The organism is Ruegeria sp. BF7, from assembly GCF_056538605.1.
In genome coordinates, this window is sequence record NZ_JBQFTM010000003.1 from 309,577 (window position 1) to 333,515 (window position 23,939).

Sequence of the window (23,939 nt, forward strand, 5' to 3'; positions counted from 1 at the left end):
TCCTTTTCGCTCATGAGGTCGAGGCCGCGACGAGGACAATCTCGCCCGGCCAATCCGGTTGCAGTTCTTCAGCGGCCCGCCACGCGCGAAGGCCGGTAGCGCAGCAAAGCGCCAGTCTTTTCCCTTTATTTGGCTCTGATTTGAGTGACTCCACGGATTCGCGCCGGACATTGGGATGGATCGGATCTGGGACCTCATCCGGACCGCGCAATTCGATGATCAGGTCTTCTGAGGTCAGTTGATTGGCCGAAATGAAAGCAAAGCGCCGTTCTGGCTCGGGAGCTCCGTCAAAGCGAAATGTGGTGCTGCGGAACGTTTGCCCATCGATCTGCAACATCTGTCCCAGCGGCGAAGGCTGAAGGCCAAGGATCAGGTTCAGTGCCATCTGCGCCTGCAACGCGCCGATAATTCCCACGACGGGGCCGAGCACACCAGCCGTCGCACAGCTTGCACCGCTGTCAGGTGCATCGGGAAAGACCGCCCGCAGGGACGGCGCTCCACCGCAAAAGCCGCCAACATATCCCGTGAACCCCAGCACCGATGCTGAAATCAAAGGCTTACCGAGCGCGAAACAGGTGTCAGACAGGACATAGCTGGCCGCATAGCTGTCAGCGCAATCAAGAACCAAATCAACCTGTTCCACGGATTCAGTCACATTTTTATTTGTCAGAGTCTGTTTTTTGGCAATCACAATGACTTCCGCGTTCAGGGATCGACAGCGATCCGCCGCGACCTCAACCTTCGAACGGCCGCTGTCTGCCTCGGCAAACAACGTCTGCCGGTGCAGGTTCGACAGCGCGACCTCATCACGGTCCATGATGGTCAATTGACCTACCCCAGCCCCCGCCAGTAGTGGCAGCGCCGGGGCAGCCAGCCCGCCCGCGCCCACCACCAGAACGCGCGCGACGGACAGGCGGGCCTGTCCCTCTGACCCGACCTCGGGCAGGATTGTCTGACGAGAGTAGCGGTTCATCGCGTGGCCTCGATCCATTGGCGCACGCGGGCCTCTGGATCAGCGTTCAACGTGATATCAGTGACGGCTGATACGATATCGGCCCCCGCCTGCAACACACCCGGCGCGCGTTCAACGCTCATCCCGCCGATACCGACCAGAAGGATTTTACCCACCCGCGCCTTCCATTCGGTGACCCGGGGCAAGCCCTGCTGATGCCACTTCATCTTTTTCAGGATCGTCGGATAGACCGGACCCAACGCCACATAGTCCGGGTCTATCGCCAGAACCCGCTCCAACTCATCGTCATCGTGGGTCGAGACACCCAGTTTCAGCCCCGCCTTGCGGATGGCAGTCAGATCGGCCTCGTCCAGATCCTCCTGCCCGAGGTGAATCCAGTCACACCCGGCCTCAATCGCCTGCTGCCAGTAATCGTTGATCACCAGAACCGTGCCATGTTGGCGGCAAAGGTCGCGCGACAAGGCAATCTGGTCGCGCACCACCGTGTCGGGCTGGTCCTTGATCCGCAACTGTACCAGTTTCACACCCAAGGGCAGCATCTGGCGCAGCCAATCCGAGTGGTCGAAAATCGGGTAAAACCGGTCGAGGGTCATGACAGAAAGGCCTTTCCGATCACCGGGGTGGAGGGTTCCGCCATATCGCGCGCTTCGATCGGGTCAGCCTGATAGGCCAATTGTCCGGCTTCAATCGCCAGCATCATCGCGCGGGCCATGGCGGTAGGATCTCCGGCCCGGGCCACCGCGGTGTTCAGCAGAACCGCGTCATATCCCAGCTCCATCGCCTGCGCCGCATGGCTGGGCAGTCCGATCCCGGCGTCGATCACCAGCGGTACCTCCGGGAATTCAGCCCGCATCGCGCGCAGAGCGTATACGTTGTTCAAGCCCCGGCCTGACCCAATGGGCGCGCCCCAGGGCATCAGAACCTCGCAACCCGCCGCCAGCAGACGTTCTCCCACAATCAGGTCGTCAGTGGTGTAGGGGAAAACCTGAAACCCGTCCCCGGTCAGGACGCGTGCGGCCTCGACCAGTTGAAATACATCCGGCTGGAGGCTGTCGGTGTGACCGATCAGTTCCAGCTTGATCCACCTGGTGTCAAACACTTCCCGCGCCATATGGGCGGTGGTCACGGCCTCTTTGACGGTGTGGCATCCGGCGGTGTTCGGCAGGACCAGCACGCCCAGATCGCGGATCATCTGCCAAAAGGTTTGCCCGGCCCCGGCTTCGCGCCGCAGCGACACAGTGGCAACCCCGGCACCACTGTCCCGAAACGCCTGTTCCAGGATCGCGGGGCTGGGATATTGCGCCGTACCCAGCATCAGAGGGTTGGGCAGTTGGGTGCCGTAGAAGCTCTTCATTTTCACCCCCCCTGCATCGGCGCAACAACCTCGACCCGGTCGCCATCAGCCAGTTTGTAGGAAATGCGCAGACCCGAGGGCACAAAATCCTCGTTGACGGCCGTCGCCACCCGGCCCGAGAACCCGCATTCGACCAGCAGGTCCGAGAGGGTTTCGGCGCGCACCTCGCGCGATTCACCATTAAGCTCGATCTTCATCGACCATCTCCGAATGTTTGTTATCCAGCGCCAGATCCGCCACGCCCTGCGCCAGCGCCGGGGCCAACAAATAGCCGTGGCGGTATAGTCCGTTGGCATAAATCGTGCGCCCCAGCCGCCGGATACGCGGCAAGTTGTCAGGAAAGGCCGGGCGCAGATCGACCCCGATCTCGAGCACTTCGGCCTCACCAAAGGCGGGGTTCAGCGCATAAGCCGCGCTGAGCAGTTCCAGCATCGAGCGCGCGGTGATGCGGCTGCTGTCCTCGCTTTCGATCATCGTCGCGCCCAGCATGTAAATACCGTCGCCACGGGGTACGATGTAAAGCGGCATCCTTGGATGCAGCAGACGCACGGGCCGCGTCAGGGTCACGTCCGGGCAGCGGATCACCAGCATCTCACCCTTCACGCCCCGCAGATCATGCAGCACTTCGCGGGCGTGCAAACCCCGACAGTCGATTGCGTTTTCAAGCCGCGATGGAGCGAGTTTGCGGTGGAATTCAACCCCGTGTTCCAGCAAATGCTTATGAAGGTCCCGCAAGGCCTGGCGTGGGTTTAGATGCGCTTCATTCGTGAAATGGAGACCCTTGCTGAATCCGTTCAGATCAGGCTCTAACTTGGCGATTTTGGGCTGCTCGACGTCCCTGTAGCCTTCGGTCCGGCGGGCAAACCGGCGCAGATCGGGCAGGTCGCGCGGGCGGGCCACGACCAACGTGCCCCGCCGGTCCACCGGCGTTCGCTTCGCCCACCAGCCCAGCGCAGCCTGACCCAACCGCAACACCGGCTCCTCGGCGTTTTCATACTCACACCACGGGGCCAGCATGCCACCCGCCCACCAGGAACACCCATGCGGACCCGGCGGGCCAGCGGGATCGAAGACCTGAACCTTGACGCCGCGCGAAACAAGCTCGCTGGCCACGGCCAAACCAGCCACGCCGGATCCTATGACCGACCAGACCGTCACGCGGACCATACCCGGTGGAAGTGATGCACCGGCCCGTGCCCCTGTCCGATCATCAGACCGTCCGCCCGGGCAATGGCCCCTTGCAGGTACTCGTGCGCCTGCGCGACGGCCTCGGTCAGGCCGAAGCCCCGAGCCAACCCAGCCGCAATCGACGACGACAAAGTGCACCCGGTGCCATGTGTATTGCGCGTTTCCCTCCGAGGGGCGGTGAACTCGGCCACCCGACCGGAGGTATCAACCAGCAAGTCATAGCAGATTTTCCCGTGGCCATGTCCCCCTTTCATCAGCACCGAACCCGCGCCCAACCCACACAAGGCAAGCCCTTGCGCGATCATCTGATCGGGAGAGTCGGCCTCGGCACCACCCAGTAAACAGGCGGCTTCGGGCAGGTTCGGGGTCAGTACGGTAGCGCACGGCAGAAGAAGATCGCGCAAAGTCTGCACCGCGTCCCGCGCCAACAACGCATCGCCGGATTTCGCAATCATCACCGGGTCCAGCACGACGGGGCCATCAAACCCGGCAATGGATTCCGCAACCGTTTGTATAATCTCTGGCGTCGCCAGCATCCCGATCTTGATCGCGCCGACGTCCAGATCGGTCAGAACCGCCTCGATCTGGGCGGACACCACATCCAGCGGTATCCCATGCACTGCCGTCACCGCTTGGGTATTCTGCGCCGTCACTGCCGTAATCACGCTGGCGCCGTACACGCCCAAGGCGGACATCGCCTTGAGGTCTGCCTGTATCCCGGCCCCGCCACCACTGTCCGAGCCCGCAATTGTCAGGGCAATATGCGCCATATCGTTGCTCCAATTCAAAATGGGCAACGGGGCATGGAAAACGTCTTAGCACTGTGAGACCGTTCCCTACGCCGGTATTGCCCGGATCAGGTTCGATGGGTTAGCGCATTCACGCCTCTCAGCCCTTTGATCAGGGCACCCCAACGGTTGGGCGGACAATCTCAGGGGTTGGCAGGGGAATCAAGGGCCAATTTTGGCGCAGTTGACAGGCAAACTGGACTTATGGGGTGAAAAAAAGCCGGCCCATTGGACCGGCTCATTTATTACAATTACTGGATGCAGACTCAGCCTTTCATCCCGTCCCAAAAGGACTTGACGGAAGAGAAAAAGCTATTCGATTCCGGGTGGTTATCCTCACCCAGATCGTCGAACTCGCGCAGAAGTTCTTTCTGGCGAGCGGTCAGGTTGACCGGAGTTTCCACAGCCAGTTCGATGAACATGTCACCAACACCGCCGCCGCGCAGGGCAGGCATACCCTTGCCGCGCAAGCGCATCTGACGGCCCGATTGGCTACCGGCCGGAATCTGCACGCGACCACGGCCACCGTCAATGGTCGGCACTTCGATCGATCCGCCCAGCGCGGCCTTGGCCATGCTGACCGGCACGCGGCAATACAGGTTCACGCTGTCGCGTTCGAACAGTTTGTGATCGGACACTTCGACAAAGATATACAGATCACCCGGAGGACCACCGCGCATCCCGGCCTCACCCTCGCCTGCCAGGCGGATTCGGGTACCGGTTTCGACACCGGCGGGGATATTGACGGACAGCGCGCGTTCTTTTTCGACGCGACCTGCTCCGCTACAGGACTTGCAGGGATTCTTGATGATCTGGCCCAATCCGGAACATGTCGGACATGTGCGTTCAACAGTAAAGAAACCCTGTTGCGCACGAACCTTGCCCATGCCCGAGCAAGTTGGACAAGTGACTGGTTCCACACCACCTTCAGCACCCGAACCGTCACAGGCCGAACAGGCAACGGCTGCGGGCACGCTGATGGTTTTCTGCAGGCCCGAGAACGCCTCTTCCAGTGACACCCGCAGGTTATAGCGCAGGTCGGACCCGCGTGCGGCCCGACGTCCGCCACCAGCGCCACCGCGTTGGCCACCCATGAAATCGCCGAACAGATCGTCGAACACATCAGAGAACGCGCTGGAGAAATCGCCTTGACCGAAGCCGCCGCCGGGACGACCGCCGCCACCGCCCATGCCGTTTTCAAAGGCGGCATGACCAAATCGGTCATAGGCGGCCTTTTTGTCGGCATCGCGCAGAACGTCATAGGCCTCGTTGGCTTCTTTGAACTGCGATTCAGCATCCGGGTTGTCCTTGTTGCGATCGGGATGCAATTCTTTGGCCTTCTTGCGAAAGCCCTTCTTGATCTCGTCCGCCGATGCGCCCTTGGACACGCCGAGCACATCGTAGTAGTCGCGTTTTGACATCAGTGTTTCCTTCTGCCTCAACGTAATCGGGCCGGCCCGGCAACCGGACCGGCCCGAATTGGCCCGGTTACCCGTTAGTTACGCTTATCGCCGTCCAGATCTTCGAACTCGGCGTCGACGATGTCGTCATCACCAGCCGGAGCAGCATCTGCCGCTGCAGGTTCGTCGTCGGCCTCTTCGGACTGCGCCTTGTAGATGGCCTCGCCAAGCTTCATCGCAGCTTCGGTCACGTTCTGGATACCGGACTTGATCTTGTCAGCATTTTCGGTTTCCAGCTCGTCCTTCAGTGCGGCAATCGCCAGCTCGATGGCTTCGATGGTGGTCGGGTCGACCTTGTCGGCATGCTCTTCCATCGACTTCTCGGTCGAATGGATGAGGCTTTCCGCCTGGTTCTTGGCATCGACCAGCTCGCGGCGTTCCTTGTCAGCTTCCGCGTTCTCTTCGGCGTCCTTGACCATCTTTTCGATGTCCTCGTCGGACAGACCGCCCGATGCCTGGATGGTGATCTTCTGCTCTTTGCCGGTGCCTTTGTCCTTGGCCGAAACCGAGACAATACCGTTGGCGTCGATGTCAAAAGTCACCTCGATCTGAGGCATGCCACGCGGTGCGGGCGGGATGTCTTCGAGGTTGAACTGACCGAGGATCTTGTTGTCCGCAGCCATTTCACGCTCACCCTGGAACACGCGGATGGTTACGGCGTTCTGGTTGTCCTCGGCGGTCGAGAAGACCTGAGACTTTTTCGTCGGGATCGTGGTGTTGCGGTCGATCAAACGGGTGAACACGCCACCCAGCGTCTCGATACCCAACGACAGCGGGGTCACGTCCAGCAGAACCACGTCTTTGACGTCACCCTGCAGAACACCGGCCTGAATGGCGGCACCCATGGCAACCACTTCGTCCGGGTTCACACCTTTGTGCGGCTCTTTCCCGAAGAACTTGGTGACCTCTTCGATCACTTTCGGCATCCGGGTCATGCCACCGACCAGAACAACTTCGTCCACGTCGGCAGCCGACAGACCGGCGTCTTTCAGAGCAGCGGCACAAGGCTTCATCGACTTCTTGATCAGGTCCGAGACCAGCGATTCCAGCTTGGCACGGGTCAGTTTCATGACCATGTGCAGCGGCTGACCGTTCGAGCCCATCGAGATGAACGGCTGGTTGATTTCGGTCTGCGAGGTCGAGGACAGCTCGATCTTGGCTTTTTCAGCGGCCTCTTTCAGACGCTGCAGGGCCATCTTGTCGGCAGACAGATCGACACCGTGTTCCTTTTTGAACTCGTCCGCCAGGTAGTTGACGATGCGCATGTCAAAGTCTTCACCACCCAGGAAGGTGTCACCGTTGGTCGACTTGACCTCGAACAGGCCATCGTCGATTTCCAGAATAGTCACGTCGAAGGTACCGCCACCAAGGTCATAGACCGCGATGGTTTGGGTTTCCTGCTTGTCCAGACCATAGGCCAGCGCGGCAGCAGTCGGCTCGTTGATGATCCGCAGCACTTCCAGACCGGCGATTTTACCGGCGTCCTTGGTGGCCTGACGCTGTGCGTCGTTGAAATAGGCCGGAACGGTGATGACCGCCTGCGTGACTTCCTCACCCAGATAGCTCTCGGCAGTTTCCTTCATCTTACCCAGAGTGAAGGCCGAGATCTGGCTTGGGGAGTACTTTTCACCGCGAGCTTCCACCCACGCGTCGCCATTGCCGCCATCGACGATGGCATACGGCACCATTTTCTTGTCTTTTTCGACTTCTGCATCATCCACACGACGACCGATCAGACGCTTGACGCCAAAGATCGTGTTGTCGGGGTTGGTGACCGCCTGACGCTTTGCAGGCTGACCGACCAGTCGCTCATCTTCGGTGAAGGCGACGATCGAGGGCGTGGTCCGCGCCCCTTCTGCGTTTTCGATGACCTTGGGCTGCGAGCCGTCCATGATGGCCACACACGAGTTGGTGGTCCCGAGGTCAATTCCGATTACTTTTCCCATATGTTCAATCCCTTTCTCTTCAAGGCGATGTCCGAGGTCCGAACCCGTTATGGCACCCGGCCCCGATCTGATTTGCACGAACGGTCCTACACCATCGCGCGTCCCGGCGTATATAAGGGCGTGAAACGAGCCCTGCAAGCGGTGTAAAAGGCAGGTTTTCGGGAATCTGCAGCCTTTTTGGCAAGGTTTTGGTTAGGATTGGGGAATCTTGAATGGCGCGACTACTTTTGCGCGGTTTTGAAATCAGGAAAGGCTATCTGGACAGCGCAGCCCAAGTGCAGTTGATCGAGGTACTGCGCCCGATTCTGAAATCGGCCCCCCTGTTTCGGCCAGTGACGCCTTCGGGCAAAGAGATGTCGGTGCGCATGACTTCGGCCGGGTCGCTGGGCTGGGTGACCGACAGGGCCGGATACAGATACCAAGAACAGCACCCCAAAGGGGCGGACTGGCCCGCGATCCCCGATCCCATCCTTGATATCTGGCACCAATTGGCCAGCCCTGACCGCGACCCCGATTGCTGTCTTATCAACTATTACGGTGAAGGTGCCCGGATGGGGCTGCATCAGGACAAGGACGAGGTCGATTTTTCCTGGCCGGTGCTGTCGATCTCATTGGGGGATGACGCGCTGTTTCGCATCGGCAACCAGACGCGCGGCGGCAAGACCGAGTCGATCTGGCTGAACTCCGGCGACGTGGTGATCATGGGCGGCCCGGCCCGGCTGACATATCACGGGATTGACCGTATCCGGTTCGGGTCTTCGAAACTGCTGCCCAAGGGTGGTCGGATCAATCTGACCCTGCGCGTGGCAGGCTAGCGGCGCGCGCTCCAGCTCTGGGATACATGCTGACGCGAGAAAAAGATCCCCAAAAGCCCGATCAGCAGCAAGGCCAGCCCAACCCAAAGCGCATATTCCCAACTGGTGTTGCGGGGAAAGTAGTTGCGGAACACGAACCCTCGGCACTGGTCGATGATGTGAAACAGTGGGTTCCACGCAAACATGGCCAGCGTGGCGCCACCCAACGCATTTGCCAGAAACATTTTCCCCGAAAAGATCATGTTCAGACGGCGGTAGATGTTGCTTAGAATCGTGGAAACGGTTGGCAACCATGGTTTCAGGGCCATGAATACCACACCGACGGAACATCCGGTGAACCAGGCCAGTATCAACATCCCAAAAGCACCGCCTGGGTCCTGAATCTCAATTGGCGACACAGTGACACTGTAAAGGAACAGTATGATGATGATTGTGACCATCTGCGTATAGAGCGTGCCGAACGCGGTCGCCAGCAACATGACCATCATGTTCATCGGCGAGTGCAGCATCATCGGGTTACCCCCGGTGCTGACCCCCGCCACCGAACTGACAGATCTGATATGCGTCACAAACAAGAAAACGCCGGACAGCAGATACAAAACGAACTCGCCCCGGATTCTGGCAATACGCGGGCCCATGAAGGACATGATCACGTAAATCACCGCGACCAGGGCCAGGACTTGCAGAATATTGACCAGGATGGCCAGCACCGCGTTGCTGTGTTGTGATCGCACACTGCGCACAACGGCATGGAAAATAAGCTCGGCGGTTGTGAACGCGCCGCCCAGTAATGTCTGGTTTCGCTTGAAATAATACACCCGAAGCGTCTTTCCCGTTTTTTCGCCTGTAATCTGCCACGAATTTCTTGCCGATCCGTAACCGGCACATCATAAGGCCGTCAGGATATTCGATCAACAAATCGCAGGAACGGAGCATTTTTGTGACCTACGACGCCCTCATCCCCGTCATTCGACGTCTGGCCCTGGAAGCGGGCGACAAGATCATGGAGATTTACAATTCGGATGATTTCGACGTCAAAGTCAAATCCGACGCCAGCCCTGTGACCGAAGCGGACGAGGCCGCCGATGCGTTGATCTCGGCCGGTCTGCGCGACGCCTTCCCCGACATCCTGCTGGTGACCGAGGAACAGGCCGCTTCACATTCGAAAAAGGGTGACACGTTCCTGATCGTCGATCCGCTGGACGGCACCAAGGAATTCATCAACCGCCGCGGCGATTTCACGGTGAACATCGCGCTGGTGGAAAACGGCGTTCCAACCCGCGGCGTGGTTTATGCGCCTGCGAAAGAGCGCATGTTCTATACGCAGGCCAATGGTCAATCGGTCGAAGAAACCGGCGCGCTGGACAAAGCGCAAGCCGGGGATGCTTTGCCGATATCAGTCTCTAAACCAGACAATTCGGCGCTGTTGATCGTGGCGTCGAAATCGCACCGGGATCAGGCGACCGAGGATTACATCAACAAATACCAGGTACAGGACAGCAAGAGCGCGGGCTCGTCGCTGAAATTCTGTCTGGTGGCAACGGGTGAGGCCGATCTGTATCCCCGTGTAGGTCGCACGATGGAGTGGGATACCGCCGCAGGTCACGCCGTTCTGGCGGGCGCCGGCGGTAAGGTTGTGCGCTTTGATGACCACACACCGCTGACCTATGGCAAAGACGAATATGCAAACCCGTTCTTTATCGCTTACGCTCCGGGCGTTGAGCTGAAGGAGGCCTGATGTCCGTTCTGATCGCCATTCCCGCCCGTTACGCCTCGACCCGGTATCCGGGCAAACCGCTGGTCCCGCTGACCGGCGCCAGTGGCAATGCAATGACCCTGATCGAACGGTCCTGGCGCGCGGCATGTTCGGTCTCGGGCGTCGACAAGGTGGTTGTCGCCACCGATGACGACCGCATCCGCGAGGTGGCCGAAGGCTTCGGGGCCGAGGTTGTGATGACTTCGGAAACCTGCGGCAATGGCACCGAACGCTGCGCCGAAGCGCATACTGAGCTTGGTGCCGGTTACGACATCGTGGTGAATCTGCAGGGCGATGCGCCGCTGACCCCACACTGGTTTGTTGAAGACCTGATCGCCGGATTGCGCGCCGCGCCCGAAGCCGGGGTAGCGACACCGGTTCTGCGTTGTGACGGCAACGCGCTGAACAGCCTGCTGAACGACCGCAAGAACGGGCGCGTCGGCGGCACCACCGCGGTGTTCGCCGCCGACAACAGCGCGATGTATTTCTCGAAAGAGGTCGTCCCCTATACCGCCGAAACCTTTGCCGGAGACGACGCAACCCCGGTTTTCCACCATGTCGGCGTCTATGCCTATCGCCCCGATGCGCTGGCCGCCTACCCCGCATGGCCCGTTGGTCCGCTGGAGCAACTGGAAGGGCTGGAACAGCTGCGTTTCATGGAAAACGGCCGCAAGGTTCTGTGCGTCGAGGTCGAGGCCAAAGGCCGCCAGTTCTGGGAGCTGAACAACCCTCAGGACGTCCCCAAGCTGGAAGAAATGATGGCCGCCATGGGGTTGGAGTGAGGTTATTCCCCCAATCGACATAGGCCTGACGGCGTAGCTGTGCACAGTTAATAAACCTGGAAGAATAGATGACCAACATTCTTGTAACCGGCGGTGCCGGATATATCGGATCGCACGCCTGCAAGGCGCTGGCGCAGGCAGGCTATACACCAGTGACCTATGACAACCTGATCACTGGCTGGCAGGACGCAGTAAAATTCGGCCCGTTTGAACAGGGTGACCTGCTGGATCGCGCCCGACTGGATGAGGTCTTTGCCAAGTACAAACCTGCCGCCGTGATGCACTTTGCCGCCCTCAGCCAGGTGGGTGAAGCCATGTCCGAACCCGGCAAATACTGGACCAACAACGTCACCGGCTCGCTGTCCCTGATAGAAGCTGCGGTCGCCGCAGGTTGCCTGAACTTTGTCTTCTCGTCGACCTGCGCCACCTATGGCGAACATGACAATGTGGTGCTGGACGAAGACACGCCGCAGGAACCGCTGAACGCCTATGGCGCATCGAAACGCGCCATCGAGGATATCCTGCGCGATTTCCAGGCCGCACACGGTCTGAATCACGTCATCTTCCGCTATTTCAACGTCGCCGGCGCCGATCCGGACGGCGAGGTGGGCGAATTCCACCGCCCGGAAACCCATCTGGTGCCGCTGATGCTGGACGCGATTGACGGCAAGCGCGACGGGCTGACCGTGTTCGGCACTGATTACGACACGCCGGACGGCACCTGCATCCGCGACTATGTGCACGTCTGCGATCTGGTCGACGCGCATGTGCTGGGTCTCAATTGGCTGGAGCAGGGCAAAGGCAGCCGAGTGTTTAACCTGGGAACCGGCTCGGGCTTTTCGGTGATGGAGGTAATCGGCCATTCCAAAACCGTCACCAATCGCGAGGTGCCGTATTCTATCGGCCCCCGCCGCGCCGGGGATTGCACCAAACTGGTCTCGGGCTCGGTCCGCGCCGGGCAAGAGCTGGGCTGGACGCCGAAAAAATCAACGTTAGAGACAATGATCGGCGATGCCTGGCGCTGGCATCAGAACGGCAATTACGCGAAATGAGCCGCCCATGACCGACCGTGCAACCGATACTCTTCCGCCCATAGGATGGGTGCAGATATACCGGTTGCGTCTGAAACGGCGGCGGCTGCTGTGGCGATCCTTCCGCAGCCGCCATCAACTGACCAGCCTGAACGATCAGACTGCACAGATCAGGCCCGGTGCCGTTCTGGCATTCACCACGCTGCGCAATGAACTCAACCGCCTGCCGTGGTTCTTCCGCCACTATCGCGCGCTGGGGGTAGATCATTTTCTGATCGTGGATAACGGCAGCGATGACGGCTCGGTCGATTTCCTGCGTGATCAGCCGGATGCGTCGCTGTGGCAAACCCCGACCAGCTATCGCGAGGCGCGATACGGGCTGGATTGGCTGACATGGCTGCAAATGCGCTATGGGCATGGTCACTGGACCTTGATGGTGGATGCTGATGAGCTGCTGATCTATCCCCAGCACGACAGCAAACCCCTGCAGGACCTGACCGCAGAGCTTGACCGGCAAGGCCGTGCCGCCATTGGCGCGCTGATGCTGGATCTTTATCCCAAGGGTCCGCTGGGTACGCAAAGCTTTGACCCTGAAACCGACCCGACCGAGGTTCTGAACTGGTTCGATCCCGGCCCCTACCGGGCGCAGCGGCAAAGCCCTTTGGGCAACCTGTGGGTACAGGGCGGCGCGCGGGAACGCATGTTCTTTGCCGACCGGCCCCGCCATTCGCCGACGCTGAACAAAATCCCTCTGGTCCGGTGGTCGCGACGCTATGCCTTTGTGAACTCGTGCCACTCGGCCCTGCCCCGGTATCTGAACGCGATCTATGACGGACCCGGGGGCAACACCCCTGCAGGGGTGTTGCTGCACACCAAATTCCTGCCTGAAGTGGTCGGCAAGTCAAAATCCGAGAAAGCGCGGCGTCAGCATTTCCACGATCCCGACCAGTTTGCTGCCTATTATGATGCAATCGCCGACCGTCCCGACATGTGGACGCCCCAATCGGTCCGCTTTCAAGACTGGGCCCAACTGCAGAAACTGGGCCTTATGGGGAATATTTGCTGAAATGCCGCATATGTGACTAACCAATTTTAAATGCGTTGCTATGAAAGATGCAAAGGTGGCATAAATCGGCAATTGCCCGGCACCACTCTGGATCGTCCAGCCCCCGGGCAAGCTCGCGGAACAAAAAAGGCAGAGCGCACGCGTGAGCCTGTTGGATTCATACCGAATGAGATTGCGGCGCAAGCGCCGCCTTGCGCGCTGCGTTCTGAAACAGCGACAGCTGAAGCCGGTGTCCGACAAAACCGCCAACATCCGAAGCAACGACGTGTTGTTGATGAGCGTGTTGCGAAACGAAAAAATCCGCCTGCCCTATTTCTTGGATTATTACCGCAAGCTGGGCATCGACCATTTTCTGTTCGTCGACAATGACAGCGATGACGGATCGCGCGAATATCTGGTCAGTCAGCCCGATACCTCAGTCTGGCACGCGCAAGCCAGCTACAAACGAGCCTCGTTCGGGCTGGACTGGTCTAATTACCTGCTGCGCAAATACGCGCATGGGCGCTGGGTCCTGACCGTCGATCCGGATGAGTTCTTCATCTACCCGTTCTGCGACACCCGCCCGATCGGTGCCCTGACCGATTGGCTGGATGGCTGCGCTGTGCGCAGTTTCGGCACCATGCTGATCGACATGTACCCGCGGGGGCCGGTGGATGCGGAACCCTATCGTGAGGGGCAGGATCCGTTTGAGATCGCCCGCTGGTTCGATTCCGGCAATTACATGATCACCAAAAACCCGGATTACGGGAATCTGTGGATTCAGGGTGGCCCGCGCGCGCGGGTGTTTTTCCGTGACACCCCCTTGAAGGCGCCGGCGCTGAACAAGATCCCTTTGGTCAAATGGGACCGGCGCTATGTCTATGTCAGTTCGACACACTCGCTGCTGCCGCGCGGGCTGAACCAGGTCTATGACGAATGGGGCGGCGAAAAGGCCAGCGGCGCCTTGCTGCATGCCAAGCTCATCAACACTTTGGGTGAAAAGGCGCAGGAAGAGATGCAGCGCCGCCAGCACTTCCGCCGGTCGGGCGAGTACCGCGCTTATGCCGAGGGATTGGGGGACAAGCCGGTTTTCTGGTGCGAGCAATCCGAGAAACTCATCAACTGGCGGCAGCTTGAGATCCTTGGCCTGATGTCGAAAGGAAACTGGGCATGAGCCGTCTGGGCGTCATCATGCTGGTCCACACGGCGCTGCACCGGGCCGAGCAGGTGGCGCGCCATTGGACAGCCTCAGGCTGCCCGGTGGTGATCCACGTGGACCGCAAAGTGCCCGCCCGGGTCTACGCCGAATTCACCGCTTCATGCGCCAACGACCCGCTGATCCGGTTTTCCGACCGTCATGTCTGCGAATGGGGTAGTTGGGGCATCGTTGCGGCCTCGCAATCCGCTGCGGAACTGATGCTTAGCACCTTTCCGGACGTGCATCATGTCTACCTGTCATCAGGCGCCTGCCTGCCGTTGCGGCCGGTAGAAGAACTGATCGACTATCTCGCGGACCGGCCCCGCGTTGATTTCGTCGAAAGCGCCACCACCGCCGATGTCAGCTGGACCATTGGCGGGTTGGATCAGGAACGATTCACCCTGCGGTTCCCGTTTTCCTGGCGCAGGAACCGCAAACTGTTCGACGCCTATGTGAAGTTGCAGCGCGCGCTCGGCATACGCCGAAAAATCCCCGACGGGTTGGTGCCGCATATGGGCAGCCAGTGGTGGTGCCTGACTCGCCAGACCCTCTCGGCCATTCTGCAGGACCCCAGGCGACAGACTTATGACCGCTATTTCCGGCGTGTCTGGATTCCGGATGAAAGCTATTTTCAGACGCTGGCGCGGCTCTATTCCACCCATATCGAAAGCCGGTCGCTGACCCTGTCCAAATTCGACTATCAGGGTCGGCCGCATATCTTTTATGACGACCATCTGCAGCTGCTGCGCCGCTCAGACTGCTTCGTGGCGCGGAAAATCTGGCCGCACGCAGATCGGTTGTATCAATCCTTCCTGACCGATCAGAACAGCGCCATGCGACCGGCCGAGCCCAACCCGGGCAAGATCGACCGTGTGTTTTCCAAAGCGGTCGAGCGTCGGACCTGTGGGCGCGACGGGCTGTATATGCAAAGTCGCTTCCCGCGCCACGGCAGCGAGAATGGACTTACCTCTTTCCCCTATTCGGTGTTCCAAGGCTTTACAGAGCTGTTCGAAGGGTTCGAGCCCTGGCTGACCGAAACCACGGGTGCGCGCGTGCACGGGCATCTGTTCGGCCCCGAACGTGCCGAGTTTTCCGGAGGTCAATCGATTATCAACGGGTCGCTCAGCGATTGCGCCGTTCTGAGGGACTATAACCCCACGGCCTTTGTCTCAAACCTGATCTGGAACACCCGAGGCGAGCGGCAGTGCTTTCAGTTCGGTCCCGCGGATACCCAGCAAATCAACTGGTTTCTGACCCGGGACAGGAACGCGCAAATCTCGGTCATCACCGGGGCCTGGGCGATCCCGCTGTTTCGGTCAAACAGGAACTTTGCCGACATCCGCAATGAAGCCGCCCGCCTGCAGCAAATCGAGACCAAACAGCTTGAGGTTCTGAACTCGGTCTGGACCAAGGCGCGGGTGCGTATCTGGTCGCTGGCCGAGTTTGTGGAATCTCCGATGGAGCCCTTGCAGACGGTGATCGAGGAAATCGGTACCTCACGCGCCAGCCACCTGACAAAAGCACCGTTGATGGTGGATCTTTCGGGGTTCGGGAAATTCCTTCAAAATCTCAAGAATCAGGGGATGCACCCCTATCTGATGGGCGACTTCCCCACCGATGATGTGTTTGGCGCCCGCGCCCGGCCGTTCAAAAAACCCTATCTGGTGCAATAGCCTGTGATGACGTCGGAATTTGACTATTTCATCGTTCTTGCCGCGATGCGCACCGGGTCCAACCTGTTGGAACTCAACCTGAACGCACTGGACGGGGTTACCTGCCATGGCGAAGCGTTCAACCCGCATTTCATCGGCCGCCTCAAATCCGAAAGCCTGCTGGACGTAACGCTTGAGGAACGGGACGACGACCCGATGAAACTGGTCCAGGCGATCAGGTCCGCACCGGGTGAGATCAACGGGTTTCGGTTCTTTCAGGGGCACGATCCCCGTGTATTAGAGCCTGCGTTGTCCGACCCGCGTTGTGCCAAGATCATCCTGACGCGCAACCCGCTGGACAGTTACGTTTCGCTGAAAATCGCGCGCGAAACCAAGCAGTGGCAATTGAAGAACATCAAACGTCGCCGCGAGGCACAGGTTGAATTCGAGCCGCAGGAATTCGAGAAGTACCTGGACCAGCAGCAGGAGTTTCAACTTCTGCTGCTCAACGCGCTTCAAATCTCCGGGCAGACCGCGTTTTACATCGCCTATGACGACCTGACCAATCTGGACGTTCTGAATGGGTTGGCCGCATGGCTGGGGGTTCCGTCGCGGCTGTCCTCGATCGACGACACGATCAAGCCGCAGAACCCTGAAACGGCCCTGTCAAAGGTGACTAATCCGGAAAAGGCCGAGCAGGCGCTGGCCCGGATCGACAGTTTCAATCTGCACCGCACTCCGAATTTTGAGCCCCGTCGCGGGCCCGCGATCGGCACTTATGTCGCCACACCTGAAACGCCGCTGATGTACCTGCCAATACGCGGCGGGATCGAGGGACCCGTGACCCAGTGGCTGGCCGATCTTGATGCGACCAAGACCGACAAGCTGATCACAAATCAGAACCGCAAACAGACGCGGCGCTGGCTGCAGGCCCACCCCGGACACCGGAAATTCACCGTGCTGCGGCACCCGCTGGCGCGGGCGCATTCGGTCTTTTGCTCCTATATCCTCAGCACCGAACCCGGTGCCTACCTGAAAATCCGCAACATGCTGCGCAACCGGTTCAAGATGCCGATCCCCGGCCAGCTGCGTAAAGGTAACTATTCGCGCGATCAGCACCATGAGGCGTTTTCTGCCTTCCTCACCTTTCTGCGGCAAAACCTGGCCGGACAGACGCCGGTGCGGGTGGACGGTGTGTGGTGCAGCCAATCTCAGGCCCTTGAGGGCATGGCTACTTTTGCTATCCCCGACCTGATCCTGCGAGAGGACGAGATCACCGCCGCCCTGCCCGATCTGGCGCGCCGGATGGGGCACGACCGTCCGCCGACACCCGGCCTTAGCGCACCGGATGTCCCGTTTACGCTTGCCGAAATTTATGACGACACGCTTGAGGCGCTGGCGGCGGATGCTTACCAGCGCGATTACATGCAATTCGGGTTCGAGGCTTGGAAGCCGCTTACGGGCGCAGCGTGATCAGCGTACCCCGGTTTACCATCGCATAGATCTCTTCGATCTCTTCATTCTTGACTGCGATGCACCCCGCGGTCCAATCCGGCGTCTTTTTGGCGCGCTTACGCTCGGACCGTTTCTTGGGCTCACCGTGAATGAAAATATCACCGCCCGGATCCACACCCGCCGCCTTGGCCTGCGCAATGTCATTCGAATTTGGATAAGAAATGCCCAGCGAAAGGTGATAGCTGCTATTGGGGTTGCGCCGATCAATCAGATAGCTGCCCTCGGGCGTGCGGCCATCGCCACGCTGGGTCTTTGTCCCCGTCGGAGCAAACCCAAGTCTGACATCGTATGATTTGAGGATTTTCTCATTGTGCAGAAGGTACATCTTCCGCGCACCCTTGTTGATGACCAGTGAGGTCACTTCGGGTCCATCATAAGTTAGAAATCTGGGGCTTGCCGAGGCACAAGCTGAAAGACTCAGCGTTGCCATTGCGCCCAATCCAAATGCTCGACGATCCATGTTTCACTGCCTGCTCATTTTTTTCAGCATTATGCCAGAAAATGGAAAAACTGAAATCACTTTTTGCTGTGTGATTGTTCGGTCAGACGACGTTCGATGCTTTCCAACCGTTCCAAAACCTCATCACGATAGGCGTCGGTTTTCACCTCATCCTCGGCATGGTGTGCATCCTGCATCGAGTTCACGATCAGACCCACCAGCAGGTTCACCACCGCAAAGGTGGTGACCATGATGAAGGGCACAAAGAACACCCAGGCATACGGGTACACCTCCATGACCGGGCGCACGATGCCCATCGACCAGCTTTCCAGCGTCATGATCTGGAACAGCGTATAGGCCGACTGACCCAAGTCACCGAACCATTCAGGGAAAGACGTCGAGAACAGCTTGGTCGAGATTACCGCACCGATATAGAACAGGATCGCCATCAATAGGAACACGCTGGCCATGCCCGGCAGAGCCGAAATGAAGCCTTCGACAACCCGCCGCAGGCGGGGTGCCACCGAGATAACACGTAAAACCCGCAATATTCGTAGCGCCCGCAGCACCGACAGCCCCCCGGCACTGGGAATCAGGGCAATGCCGACGACGATGAAATCAAAGACATTCCAGCCGTTTAGAAAGAACCGCCGCCCAGTGGCCAGCAATTTCATGGCGATCTCGGCCACAAAGATGGTCAGACAGATGCTGTCAAGCGTCACGATCAAGGGGCCGGCGGCCTCCATCAGGGTGGGTGATGTCTCCATCCCCAGCAAAATTGCATTGAAAATGATGACCCCGGTGATGAACCGGCCGAAGATGGGATTTTCAATGATGCCAAGCAGGCGTTGATTGAATCCCATTGTGACTTTCTCCTGTGTGCTCATGATGTGGGCCCCAAGACAAACCGCGCGGCCAGTTCGGTGTGTGATGACCATCGAAATTGGTCCACCACCTGTACCCATTCAAGGGTGTAGCCCGCGTTAACCAGCGTTTTTGCATCCCGGGCGAAAGTGACCGGATTGCACGACACATAAGCGATCACCGGGCGCTGCGCCTGCGCCAGTTCGGATATCTGTGCCTCGGCCCCTGCGCGGGGCGGGTCGATGACGACAGCGTCAAAGCTCTTCAATTCATCCGGCATCAGCGGGCGGCGGAACAGATCGCGGGCCTCGGTGGTGACGCGTTTCAAGCCTTGCGCACGACGCCAGCCCTGATCCAGGGCGTCGGTCATCGCGGCCTCACCTTCGACCGCGTGGACCTCGGCAGTTTCGGCCAGGGGCAGTGAGAAGGTACCGCTGCCTGCAAACAGATCAACAACCCGCTTTGCACTCTGCGTGGCCAGCAAAACCGCCTGCATTAGAGCCTGTTCACCGTCTTTTGTCGCCTGCAGGAACGCACCCGACGGCGGCACAACCCCGGCCACGCCAAACCGCTGCACCGGAGGATGGCGCATCGCGATCACCTCACTATCCCAGCTCAGCCGCGCCAGCCCGTGTTTCTCGGTTGCCTGCGCCAGCGCCAGTTCCAGAGGACCATCCAGAGGCTTGCCGCCCTTGACCGCCACATCCAGACCGCCTTCGGACAGGGTCAAAGTCACCGCCAATACACCCTTGCGGCTGCCACCCAGAACAGCAAGCGCTTCGGCCACCGGAATGGCCGCGATCAGGGCCGGGTCCAGCAAATGACAGTCAGGAATCTCGGTAATCGTGTCCGAGGCGCGGCCATGAAACCCGGCCAGCGTGCCCTTTTTCGTCCGTCGTACCGCGATTGTCGCCCGGCGGCGCGAGCGTTCCGCAGAGGTGTGGATCGGACGCATCGGCGCCTCCAACCCCTGCGCCGTCAGGGCGCTACGCACTACCTCGACCTTCCAATCGGCCACGAATTCATCCGCGGTGTGCTGCAACTGACAGCCACCGCAGGCCTTGTAGTGGCGGCACCGAGCCTTCACCCGCTGATCCGAGGGCGTTTCAACCCGGATATCGGTCAGCAACTGGCCAACCAACGTGCCGCTGACCACCTCACCCGGCAGGGTCCGGGGTGCGTAAACGGGGCCGTCGGCGATGCCATCGCCCTGATGGCCCAAGCGGGTTATGGTGAACTGCTGCGTCATGGAAGGCCTGATACCGGGGCTTTGCGCGCAACAAAACCCCTTTGAACGCAATACGCGTTATTCGGCGGCTTCAGCCTGAATGAACCCGCCGGATTGACGGTGCCAGAACCGGGCATAGAGCCCGCCTTGATCCAACAGCGCGTCATGAGTGCCTGTCTCCACAATCCGCCCTTCATCCAAGACAATGATCCGGTCCATCTCGCTGAGCGTGGACAAGCGATGTGCAATCGCCAGCACGGTTTTGCCCTGCATCACCCGGTGAAGCGCTGTCTGGATTGAGGCTTCGACCTCAGAATCCAGCGCGGACGTCGCCTCGTCCAACACCAGTATCGGCGCGTCCTTGAGAATGGCACGGGCCAGGGCGATCCGCTGCCGCTGTCCACCGCTGAGCTTCACACCGCGCTCGCCCAGATGCGCGTCATAGCCGATGCGACCATGGGCATCCTGCAGGCTGAGAATAAACTCATGCGCCTCGGCCTTTTTGGCGGCCGCGATCATCTCATCCTCGTTGGCATCCGGGCGGCCATACAGGATGTTCTCACGTGCTGATCGATTGAACATCGCGGTTTCCTGCGTAACCATGCCGATCTGCCCGCGCAGACTGTCCTGCGTCACATGGCGCACATCCTGCCCGTCAATGCGAATTGCGCCATTTTCCCCGTCATAGAGCCTGAGTAGCAGCGACACCAAAGTCGATTTCCCCGCCCCCGAGGCGCCAACAATGCCCAGCTTCTCTCCCGGGTGAACGGTCATGGTCACTTCAGATACACCGCCCACATCGCGGCCATAGGCAAAGCTGACATGGTCGAAATCAATCTGTCCTGCCGTTACGGTCAGGCCGGTCGCGTCGGGCACATCCTCGACCCGCTCGCGCTTGGCCAGCGTTTTCATTCCATTTTCGATCTCGCCCACATTGGCATAGAGCCCCATCAGCGTGAAACTGACCCAGCCGGTCATCTGCGAAACACGGATCGAGATCGCACCCGCAGCCACAATATCCCCCGCCGTCGCAACTCCGTTGCGCCACAGCAACAGCGTTGCACCGATCAGCAGAACTGGCAGAACACCTGCCAATACCATCAGAATAAAGCGGAAGCTGGCAGACAGTTTGCCGAAGGCCAGCATTTTCTCGCGCAGATCGACCATCGAGCTTCGCGCGGCCTGATCCTCGAACGCGGAATGAGCGAACAGCTTGACGGTCTTGATATTGGTGATCGTGTCGACCACCTGCCCCGACACCATCGCCCGCGCTCCCGCCCGCGCCGAGGACCGCACGCGAATGCGCGGCAGATACCAGCGGATCAGCAGGAAATAGACCGACAGCCAGGCAGCAAAGGGCAGGATTACCAGCGGGTGAATAGACCCTAACAAAAGCAAAGAGCCTACAAGTGAGGCCAAGGCGAACACAATTGCGCTGATCGTCTCGGACACCACCGAGGCCATCGCGTTCGACGTCTGCATTTGTTTCTGAGCAATTCGGCCCGCGAAATCGTCATCGAAATAAATGACCGACTGGCCCAGCGTCCAGCGGTTCAGCTTCGCCAGAACCAGAGGTGGGATGTTGGGCATGACGACATAGTTGTTCGAAAACGCCGAAAACCCGAAAAACACCGGGCGCAACAGCATGAAAAAAGCGGCAACACCCAGAATCGTCCACAAATTGCTGCCTGTCAGGATGTTCTGTGGCCCGCTCTCGGTTGCAAGATCGATCACGAGTCCCAGCATCCAGGCCGTCCCGGCCTCCATCGCGCCCGCCGAGGCCGAGAAAAAGGCCGCAACAAAAATCATCGGCCACGCACCCGACAGGCACCAGCGAATAAACGCCCCCAGCGTTTGCGGCGGGGGCGTTTCAGTGTTTTTGAACGGATCGATCAGGTCGGCAACCTTCATTCCGCGGCCTCCGGGTTCAGGAAGCCTCCAGATTGCCGCGCCCAGAACCGGGCGTAAAGCCCGCCATGCGCCAACAGCTCGGAATGTCCGCCCTGTTCCACGATCCGGCCGCCATCCATGACCAGAATGCGGTCCATCTGGGCAATCGTACTCAGTCGGTGGGCAATAGCGATCACGGTTTTACCTTGCATCATGCCGTAGAGAGTTTCCTGAATCGATGCTTCGACCTCGGAATCCAGGGCGGATGTCGCCTCATCCAACAACAAGATCGGCGCGTCTTTCAGGATCACCCGCGCCAACGTCACCCGCTGCCGCTGACCACCAGAGAGTTTCACGCCGCGTTCCCCTACATGCGCGTCGTAGCCGGTGCGCCCCTGCGGGTCCTGCAGATCGAGGATAAACTCATGCGCCTCAGCCTGTTTTGCAGCGCCGATCATCTGCTCTTCGGTGGCCTCGGGACGGCCATAGAGAATATTGTCCCGCACCGAGCGGTGCAGCAAAGCGCTGTCCTGCTGCACCATACCGATATGACTGCGCAAACTGTCCTGCGTGACGCTTGCAATGTTCTGCCCGTCGATCAGGATCGCCCCCTTTTCCACGTCGTAAAACCGTAAAAGCAGCTTTACTAGGGTCGATTTCCCGGCACCAGACCGCCCGATCAACCCGATCTTTTCGCCGGGATGAATTGTCAGGTTGATATGATCCAGGCCACCTGTCTTGCGCCCGTAATGGTGCGACAGGTCGCGAATGTCGATCTGTCCTTTGGTGAGTTGCAACGGTTTAGCCGCTGGCGCATCCAACAGATCGATGGGTTGGGCAATTGTCTCCATCCCCTCGGCCACAACACCCAGTTGGCGGAAGAAACTGGTCAGTGCCCACATGATCCATCCGGTCATCGCGTTCAGCCGCAGCGTGAGCGCGGTGGCTGCAGCGACCACACCGACAGAGGCGCTGCCCTGCATCCACAGGGCAATCGCCCAGCCGACAACGCCGACGATCAGCAGACCGTTCAGCGTGACCAGAACCGCATCCATGATGGTGAAAATTCGCATCTCGACCTGAAAGGTCCGGCGGGTTTCCTCGATGGCTTCGCGGGCATAGTCCAGTTCTTGATCGTCATGGGCAAACATCTTGACCGAGTGGATGTTGGTATAGCTGTCTACGACGCGACCCGTTACCGCTGAGCGCGCATCGGACGCCGCCTGCGATGCCGGGCCAACCCGCGCCACTGTCCAGCGCACCAGCAGGCCATAGAGCACGAGCCAGATCAGCAGCGGCAGAAGCAGCCGTGGATCTGCCGCCATCAACAAGATCGCCGCCCCGATCAGATAGGCCAGCGAGAAAGAAATGGCGTCAAACACCTGAAACACCGCCTCACCCGCCGCGGGCGGTGTTTGCATGATCCGGTTGGCGATGCGACCGGCAAAGTCATTCTCGAACCACCCCACCGATTGCCGCAGCACGTGCTTATGTGCCCGCCAGCGGATCAGGGTGCCGAAGTTCGGCAGGATCGTGTTGTTCAGCAACAGCACGTCGACCACATGCAGCATCGGGCGCAGCAGCAGCACGAACACAGCCATCAGGATCAGTTCAGTGCCGTGGGCCTGCCAGACCTCGGCAGGTGACCCGGACAACAGGTCAACAACCCGACCCATGTAATAGATCAGACCGACCTCGACTGCCGCAACAATGACCGAGATCAGCGCGGCCCAGAAGAAAACCCGCACGAACGGCCGGGAATAGTCCAGCATGAACGGCCACAACCGCGTGGGCGGCGTGTCGGTCTCTTCATACGCAACAAAAGGGTCAACTAGGTTTTCGAAATAGCGAAACATGGAGGGTGCTCCGATTGAGCAGGAAATTCAGGACGTGCGAAAACAGATGGCGCCAGAACACCACCCTTACGGGTCAAAGTGTTCCGGCTTTAGCCGAACCAGATCCCGTAATACATTCGCATGCCTCCCTCCAAATCAGGTAACAGGGGCACGTAACCA

General features: G+C 59.5%; 22 protein-coding genes and 1 riboswitch. Of the genes, 8 read left to right on the forward strand and 14 right to left on the reverse strand.

Going from position 1 to position 23,939, the window contains the following annotated elements; all coding sequences use genetic code 11:
- Window positions 1–10 precede the first annotated feature (10 nt).
- The 8 genes from ACR0IK_RS10075 to dnaK all read right to left on the reverse strand — a co-directional run bounded on the left by ACR0IK_RS10075 (window position 11) and on the right by dnaK (window position 7,709).
- Complete coding sequence (locus ACR0IK_RS10075; RefSeq protein ID WP_480641377.1) at window positions 11–973, reverse strand: ThiF family adenylyltransferase; 963 nt, start codon at window positions 971–973, stop codon at window positions 11–13.
- Window positions 970–1,566, reverse strand: coding sequence for a thiamine phosphate synthase (locus ACR0IK_RS10080; protein WP_480641378.1), 597 nt, complete (start codon window positions 1,564–1,566; stop codon window positions 970–972). Before ACR0IK_RS10080 ends, ACR0IK_RS10075 begins: the two co-directional genes overlap by 4 nt.
- On the reverse strand, window positions 1,563–2,327 hold the full coding sequence (locus tag ACR0IK_RS10085) for a thiazole synthase (protein WP_480641379.1): 765 nt from the start codon (window positions 2,325–2,327) through the stop codon (window positions 1,563–1,565). The genes ACR0IK_RS10080 and ACR0IK_RS10085 overlap by 4 nt, the downstream gene beginning before the upstream one ends.
- Window positions 2,328–2,329: 2 nt before the next feature.
- Entirely contained in the window at window positions 2,330–2,524 is a 195-nt protein-coding gene (thiS, locus tag ACR0IK_RS10090) for a sulfur carrier protein ThiS (protein WP_480641380.1), read from the reverse strand.
- A complete protein-coding gene (locus ACR0IK_RS10095) occupies window positions 2,508–3,485 on the reverse strand; it encodes an FAD-dependent oxidoreductase (protein ID WP_480641381.1) in 978 nt (325 codons plus the stop codon). Before ACR0IK_RS10095 ends, thiS begins: the two co-directional genes overlap by 17 nt.
- Complete coding sequence (gene thiD, locus ACR0IK_RS10100) at window positions 3,482–4,285, reverse strand: bifunctional hydroxymethylpyrimidine kinase/phosphomethylpyrimidine kinase (RefSeq protein ID WP_480641382.1); 804 nt, start codon at window positions 4,283–4,285, stop codon at window positions 3,482–3,484. Before thiD ends, ACR0IK_RS10095 begins: the two co-directional genes overlap by 4 nt.
- A gap of 46 nt (window positions 4,286–4,331) precedes the next feature.
- Window positions 4,332–4,438, reverse strand: a riboswitch (TPP riboswitch).
- A 131-nt stretch (window positions 4,439–4,569) separates the two neighbouring features.
- Entirely contained in the window at window positions 4,570–5,724 is a 1,155-nt protein-coding gene (gene dnaJ / locus ACR0IK_RS10105) for a molecular chaperone DnaJ (RefSeq protein WP_480591880.1), read from the reverse strand.
- Between the two features lie 74 nt (window positions 5,725–5,798).
- Window positions 5,799–7,709 (reverse strand): molecular chaperone DnaK, encoded by a 1,911-nt coding sequence (dnaK, locus tag ACR0IK_RS10110; RefSeq protein WP_480641383.1) that lies wholly within the window; start codon window positions 7,707–7,709, stop codon window positions 5,799–5,801.
- Window positions 7,710–7,921: 212 nt separating this feature from the next.
- On the opposite strand from dnaK, the gene ACR0IK_RS10115 reads away from it, so the two are divergent.
- Complete coding sequence (locus ACR0IK_RS10115) at window positions 7,922–8,524, forward strand: alpha-ketoglutarate-dependent dioxygenase AlkB family protein (protein ID WP_480641384.1); 603 nt, start codon at window positions 7,922–7,924, stop codon at window positions 8,522–8,524.
- Here the strand turns inward: ACR0IK_RS10115 and ACR0IK_RS10120 are convergent.
- Window positions 8,521–9,342, reverse strand: coding sequence for an ABC transporter permease (locus ACR0IK_RS10120; RefSeq protein ID WP_480591891.1), 822 nt, complete (start codon window positions 9,340–9,342; stop codon window positions 8,521–8,523). The genes ACR0IK_RS10115 and ACR0IK_RS10120 overlap by 4 nt on opposite strands.
- A 122-nt stretch (window positions 9,343–9,464) precedes the next feature.
- Between ACR0IK_RS10120 and cysQ the strand changes: the two genes are divergently transcribed.
- From cysQ to ACR0IK_RS10155, 7 genes are all read left to right on the forward strand, one after another.
- Window positions 9,465–10,262 carry a 3'(2'),5'-bisphosphate nucleotidase CysQ gene (gene cysQ, locus ACR0IK_RS10125; protein WP_480591894.1) on the forward strand — a complete coding sequence of 266 codons (798 nt, stop codon included), beginning with the start codon at window positions 9,465–9,467 and terminating at the stop codon, window positions 10,260–10,262.
- On the forward strand, window positions 10,262–11,062 hold the full coding sequence (locus ACR0IK_RS10130) for a 3-deoxy-manno-octulosonate cytidylyltransferase (protein WP_480591897.1): 801 nt from the start codon (window positions 10,262–10,264) through the stop codon (window positions 11,060–11,062). Before cysQ ends, ACR0IK_RS10130 begins: the two co-directional genes overlap by 1 nt.
- 68 nt (window positions 11,063–11,130) lie before the next feature.
- On the forward strand, window positions 11,131–12,114 hold the full coding sequence (gene galE / locus ACR0IK_RS10135) for a UDP-glucose 4-epimerase GalE (RefSeq protein ID WP_480641385.1): 984 nt from the start codon (window positions 11,131–11,133) through the stop codon (window positions 12,112–12,114).
- Between the two features lie 7 nt (window positions 12,115–12,121).
- Window positions 12,122–13,159, forward strand: a complete 1,038-nt coding sequence (locus ACR0IK_RS10140; protein WP_480641386.1) for a glycosyltransferase family 2 protein — start codon at window positions 12,122–12,124, stop codon at window positions 13,157–13,159.
- Between the two features lie 166 nt (window positions 13,160–13,325).
- Complete coding sequence (locus ACR0IK_RS10145; protein WP_480641387.1) at window positions 13,326–14,312, forward strand: glycosyltransferase family 2 protein; 987 nt, start codon at window positions 13,326–13,328, stop codon at window positions 14,310–14,312.
- Window positions 14,309–16,009, forward strand: coding sequence for a DUF5927 domain-containing protein (locus ACR0IK_RS10150; RefSeq protein ID WP_480641388.1), 1,701 nt, complete (start codon window positions 14,309–14,311; stop codon window positions 16,007–16,009). The genes ACR0IK_RS10145 and ACR0IK_RS10150 overlap by 4 nt, the downstream gene beginning before the upstream one ends.
- 6 nt (window positions 16,010–16,015) lie before the next feature.
- Entirely contained in the window at window positions 16,016–17,461 is a 1,446-nt protein-coding gene (locus ACR0IK_RS10155; RefSeq protein WP_480641389.1) for a nodulation protein NodH, read from the forward strand.
- Here the strand turns inward: ACR0IK_RS10155 and ACR0IK_RS10160 are convergent.
- Genes ACR0IK_RS10160 through ACR0IK_RS10180 form a run of 5 tightly spaced genes read right to left on the reverse strand, consistent with a single transcriptional unit; the run spans window position 17,445 to window position 23,780 of the window.
- Entirely contained in the window at window positions 17,445–17,963 is a 519-nt protein-coding gene (locus ACR0IK_RS10160; protein ID WP_480591917.1) for a L,D-transpeptidase family protein, read from the reverse strand. The genes ACR0IK_RS10155 and ACR0IK_RS10160 overlap by 17 nt on opposite strands.
- A 56-nt stretch (window positions 17,964–18,019) precedes the next feature.
- Window positions 18,020–18,805, reverse strand: coding sequence for an ion transporter (locus tag ACR0IK_RS10165; RefSeq protein ID WP_480591921.1), 786 nt, complete (start codon window positions 18,803–18,805; stop codon window positions 18,020–18,022).
- A gap of 20 nt (window positions 18,806–18,825) precedes the next feature.
- A complete protein-coding gene (locus ACR0IK_RS10170; protein ID WP_480641390.1) occupies window positions 18,826–20,055 on the reverse strand; it encodes a class I SAM-dependent RNA methyltransferase in 1,230 nt (409 codons plus the stop codon).
- A gap of 57 nt (window positions 20,056–20,112) precedes the next feature.
- Entirely contained in the window at window positions 20,113–21,945 is a 1,833-nt protein-coding gene (locus ACR0IK_RS10175; RefSeq protein ID WP_480641391.1) for an ABC transporter ATP-binding protein, read from the reverse strand.
- Window positions 21,942–23,780 carry an ABC transporter ATP-binding protein gene (locus ACR0IK_RS10180; protein WP_480591928.1) on the reverse strand — a complete coding sequence of 613 codons (1,839 nt, stop codon included), beginning with the start codon at window positions 23,778–23,780 and terminating at the stop codon, window positions 21,942–21,944. The genes ACR0IK_RS10175 and ACR0IK_RS10180 overlap by 4 nt, the downstream gene beginning before the upstream one ends.
- Window positions 23,781–23,939 lie beyond the last annotated feature (159 nt).

Coding starts and splice junctions, on each gene's coding strand:
- ACR0IK_RS10075 (WP_480641377.1), bottom strand. CDS start 973: ATGAACCGCTACTCTCGTCAGACAATCCTGCCCGAGGTCGGGTCAGAG.
- ACR0IK_RS10080 (WP_480641378.1), bottom strand. CDS start 1,566: ATGACCCTCGACCGGTTTTACCCGATTTTCGACCACTCGGATTGGCTG.
- ACR0IK_RS10085 (WP_480641379.1), bottom strand. CDS start 2,327: ATGAAGAGCTTCTACGGCACCCAACTGCCCAACCCTCTGATGCTGGGT.
- thiS (WP_480641380.1), bottom strand. CDS start 2,524: ATGAAGATCGAGCTTAATGGTGAATCGCGCGAGGTGCGCGCCGAAACC.
- thiD (WP_480641382.1), bottom strand. CDS start 4,285: ATGGCGCATATTGCCCTGACAATTGCGGGCTCGGACAGTGGTGGCGGG.
- dnaJ (WP_480591880.1), bottom strand. CDS start 5,724: ATGTCAAAACGCGACTACTACGATGTGCTCGGCGTGTCCAAGGGCGCA.
- dnaK (WP_480641383.1), bottom strand. CDS start 7,709: ATGGGAAAAGTAATCGGAATTGACCTCGGGACCACCAACTCGTGTGTG.
- ACR0IK_RS10115 (WP_480641384.1), top strand. CDS start 7,922: ATGGCGCGACTACTTTTGCGCGGTTTTGAAATCAGGAAAGGCTATCTG.
- ACR0IK_RS10130 (WP_480591897.1), top strand. CDS start 10,262: ATGTCCGTTCTGATCGCCATTCCCGCCCGTTACGCCTCGACCCGGTAT.
- galE (WP_480641385.1), top strand. CDS start 11,131: ATGACCAACATTCTTGTAACCGGCGGTGCCGGATATATCGGATCGCAC.
- ACR0IK_RS10140 (WP_480641386.1), top strand. CDS start 12,122: ATGACCGACCGTGCAACCGATACTCTTCCGCCCATAGGATGGGTGCAG.
- ACR0IK_RS10145 (WP_480641387.1), top strand. CDS start 13,326: ATGAGATTGCGGCGCAAGCGCCGCCTTGCGCGCTGCGTTCTGAAACAG.
- ACR0IK_RS10150 (WP_480641388.1), top strand. CDS start 14,309: ATGAGCCGTCTGGGCGTCATCATGCTGGTCCACACGGCGCTGCACCGG.
- ACR0IK_RS10155 (WP_480641389.1), top strand. CDS start 16,016: ATGACGTCGGAATTTGACTATTTCATCGTTCTTGCCGCGATGCGCACC.
- ACR0IK_RS10160 (WP_480591917.1), bottom strand. CDS start 17,963: ATGGATCGTCGAGCATTTGGATTGGGCGCAATGGCAACGCTGAGTCTT.
- ACR0IK_RS10165 (WP_480591921.1), bottom strand. CDS start 18,805: ATGGGATTCAATCAACGCCTGCTTGGCATCATTGAAAATCCCATCTTC.
- ACR0IK_RS10170 (WP_480641390.1), bottom strand. CDS start 20,055: ATGACGCAGCAGTTCACCATAACCCGCTTGGGCCATCAGGGCGATGGC.
- ACR0IK_RS10175 (WP_480641391.1), bottom strand. CDS start 21,945: ATGAAGGTTGCCGACCTGATCGATCCGTTCAAAAACACTGAAACGCCC.
- ACR0IK_RS10180 (WP_480591928.1), bottom strand. CDS start 23,780: ATGTTTCGCTATTTCGAAAACCTAGTTGACCCTTTTGTTGCGTATGAA.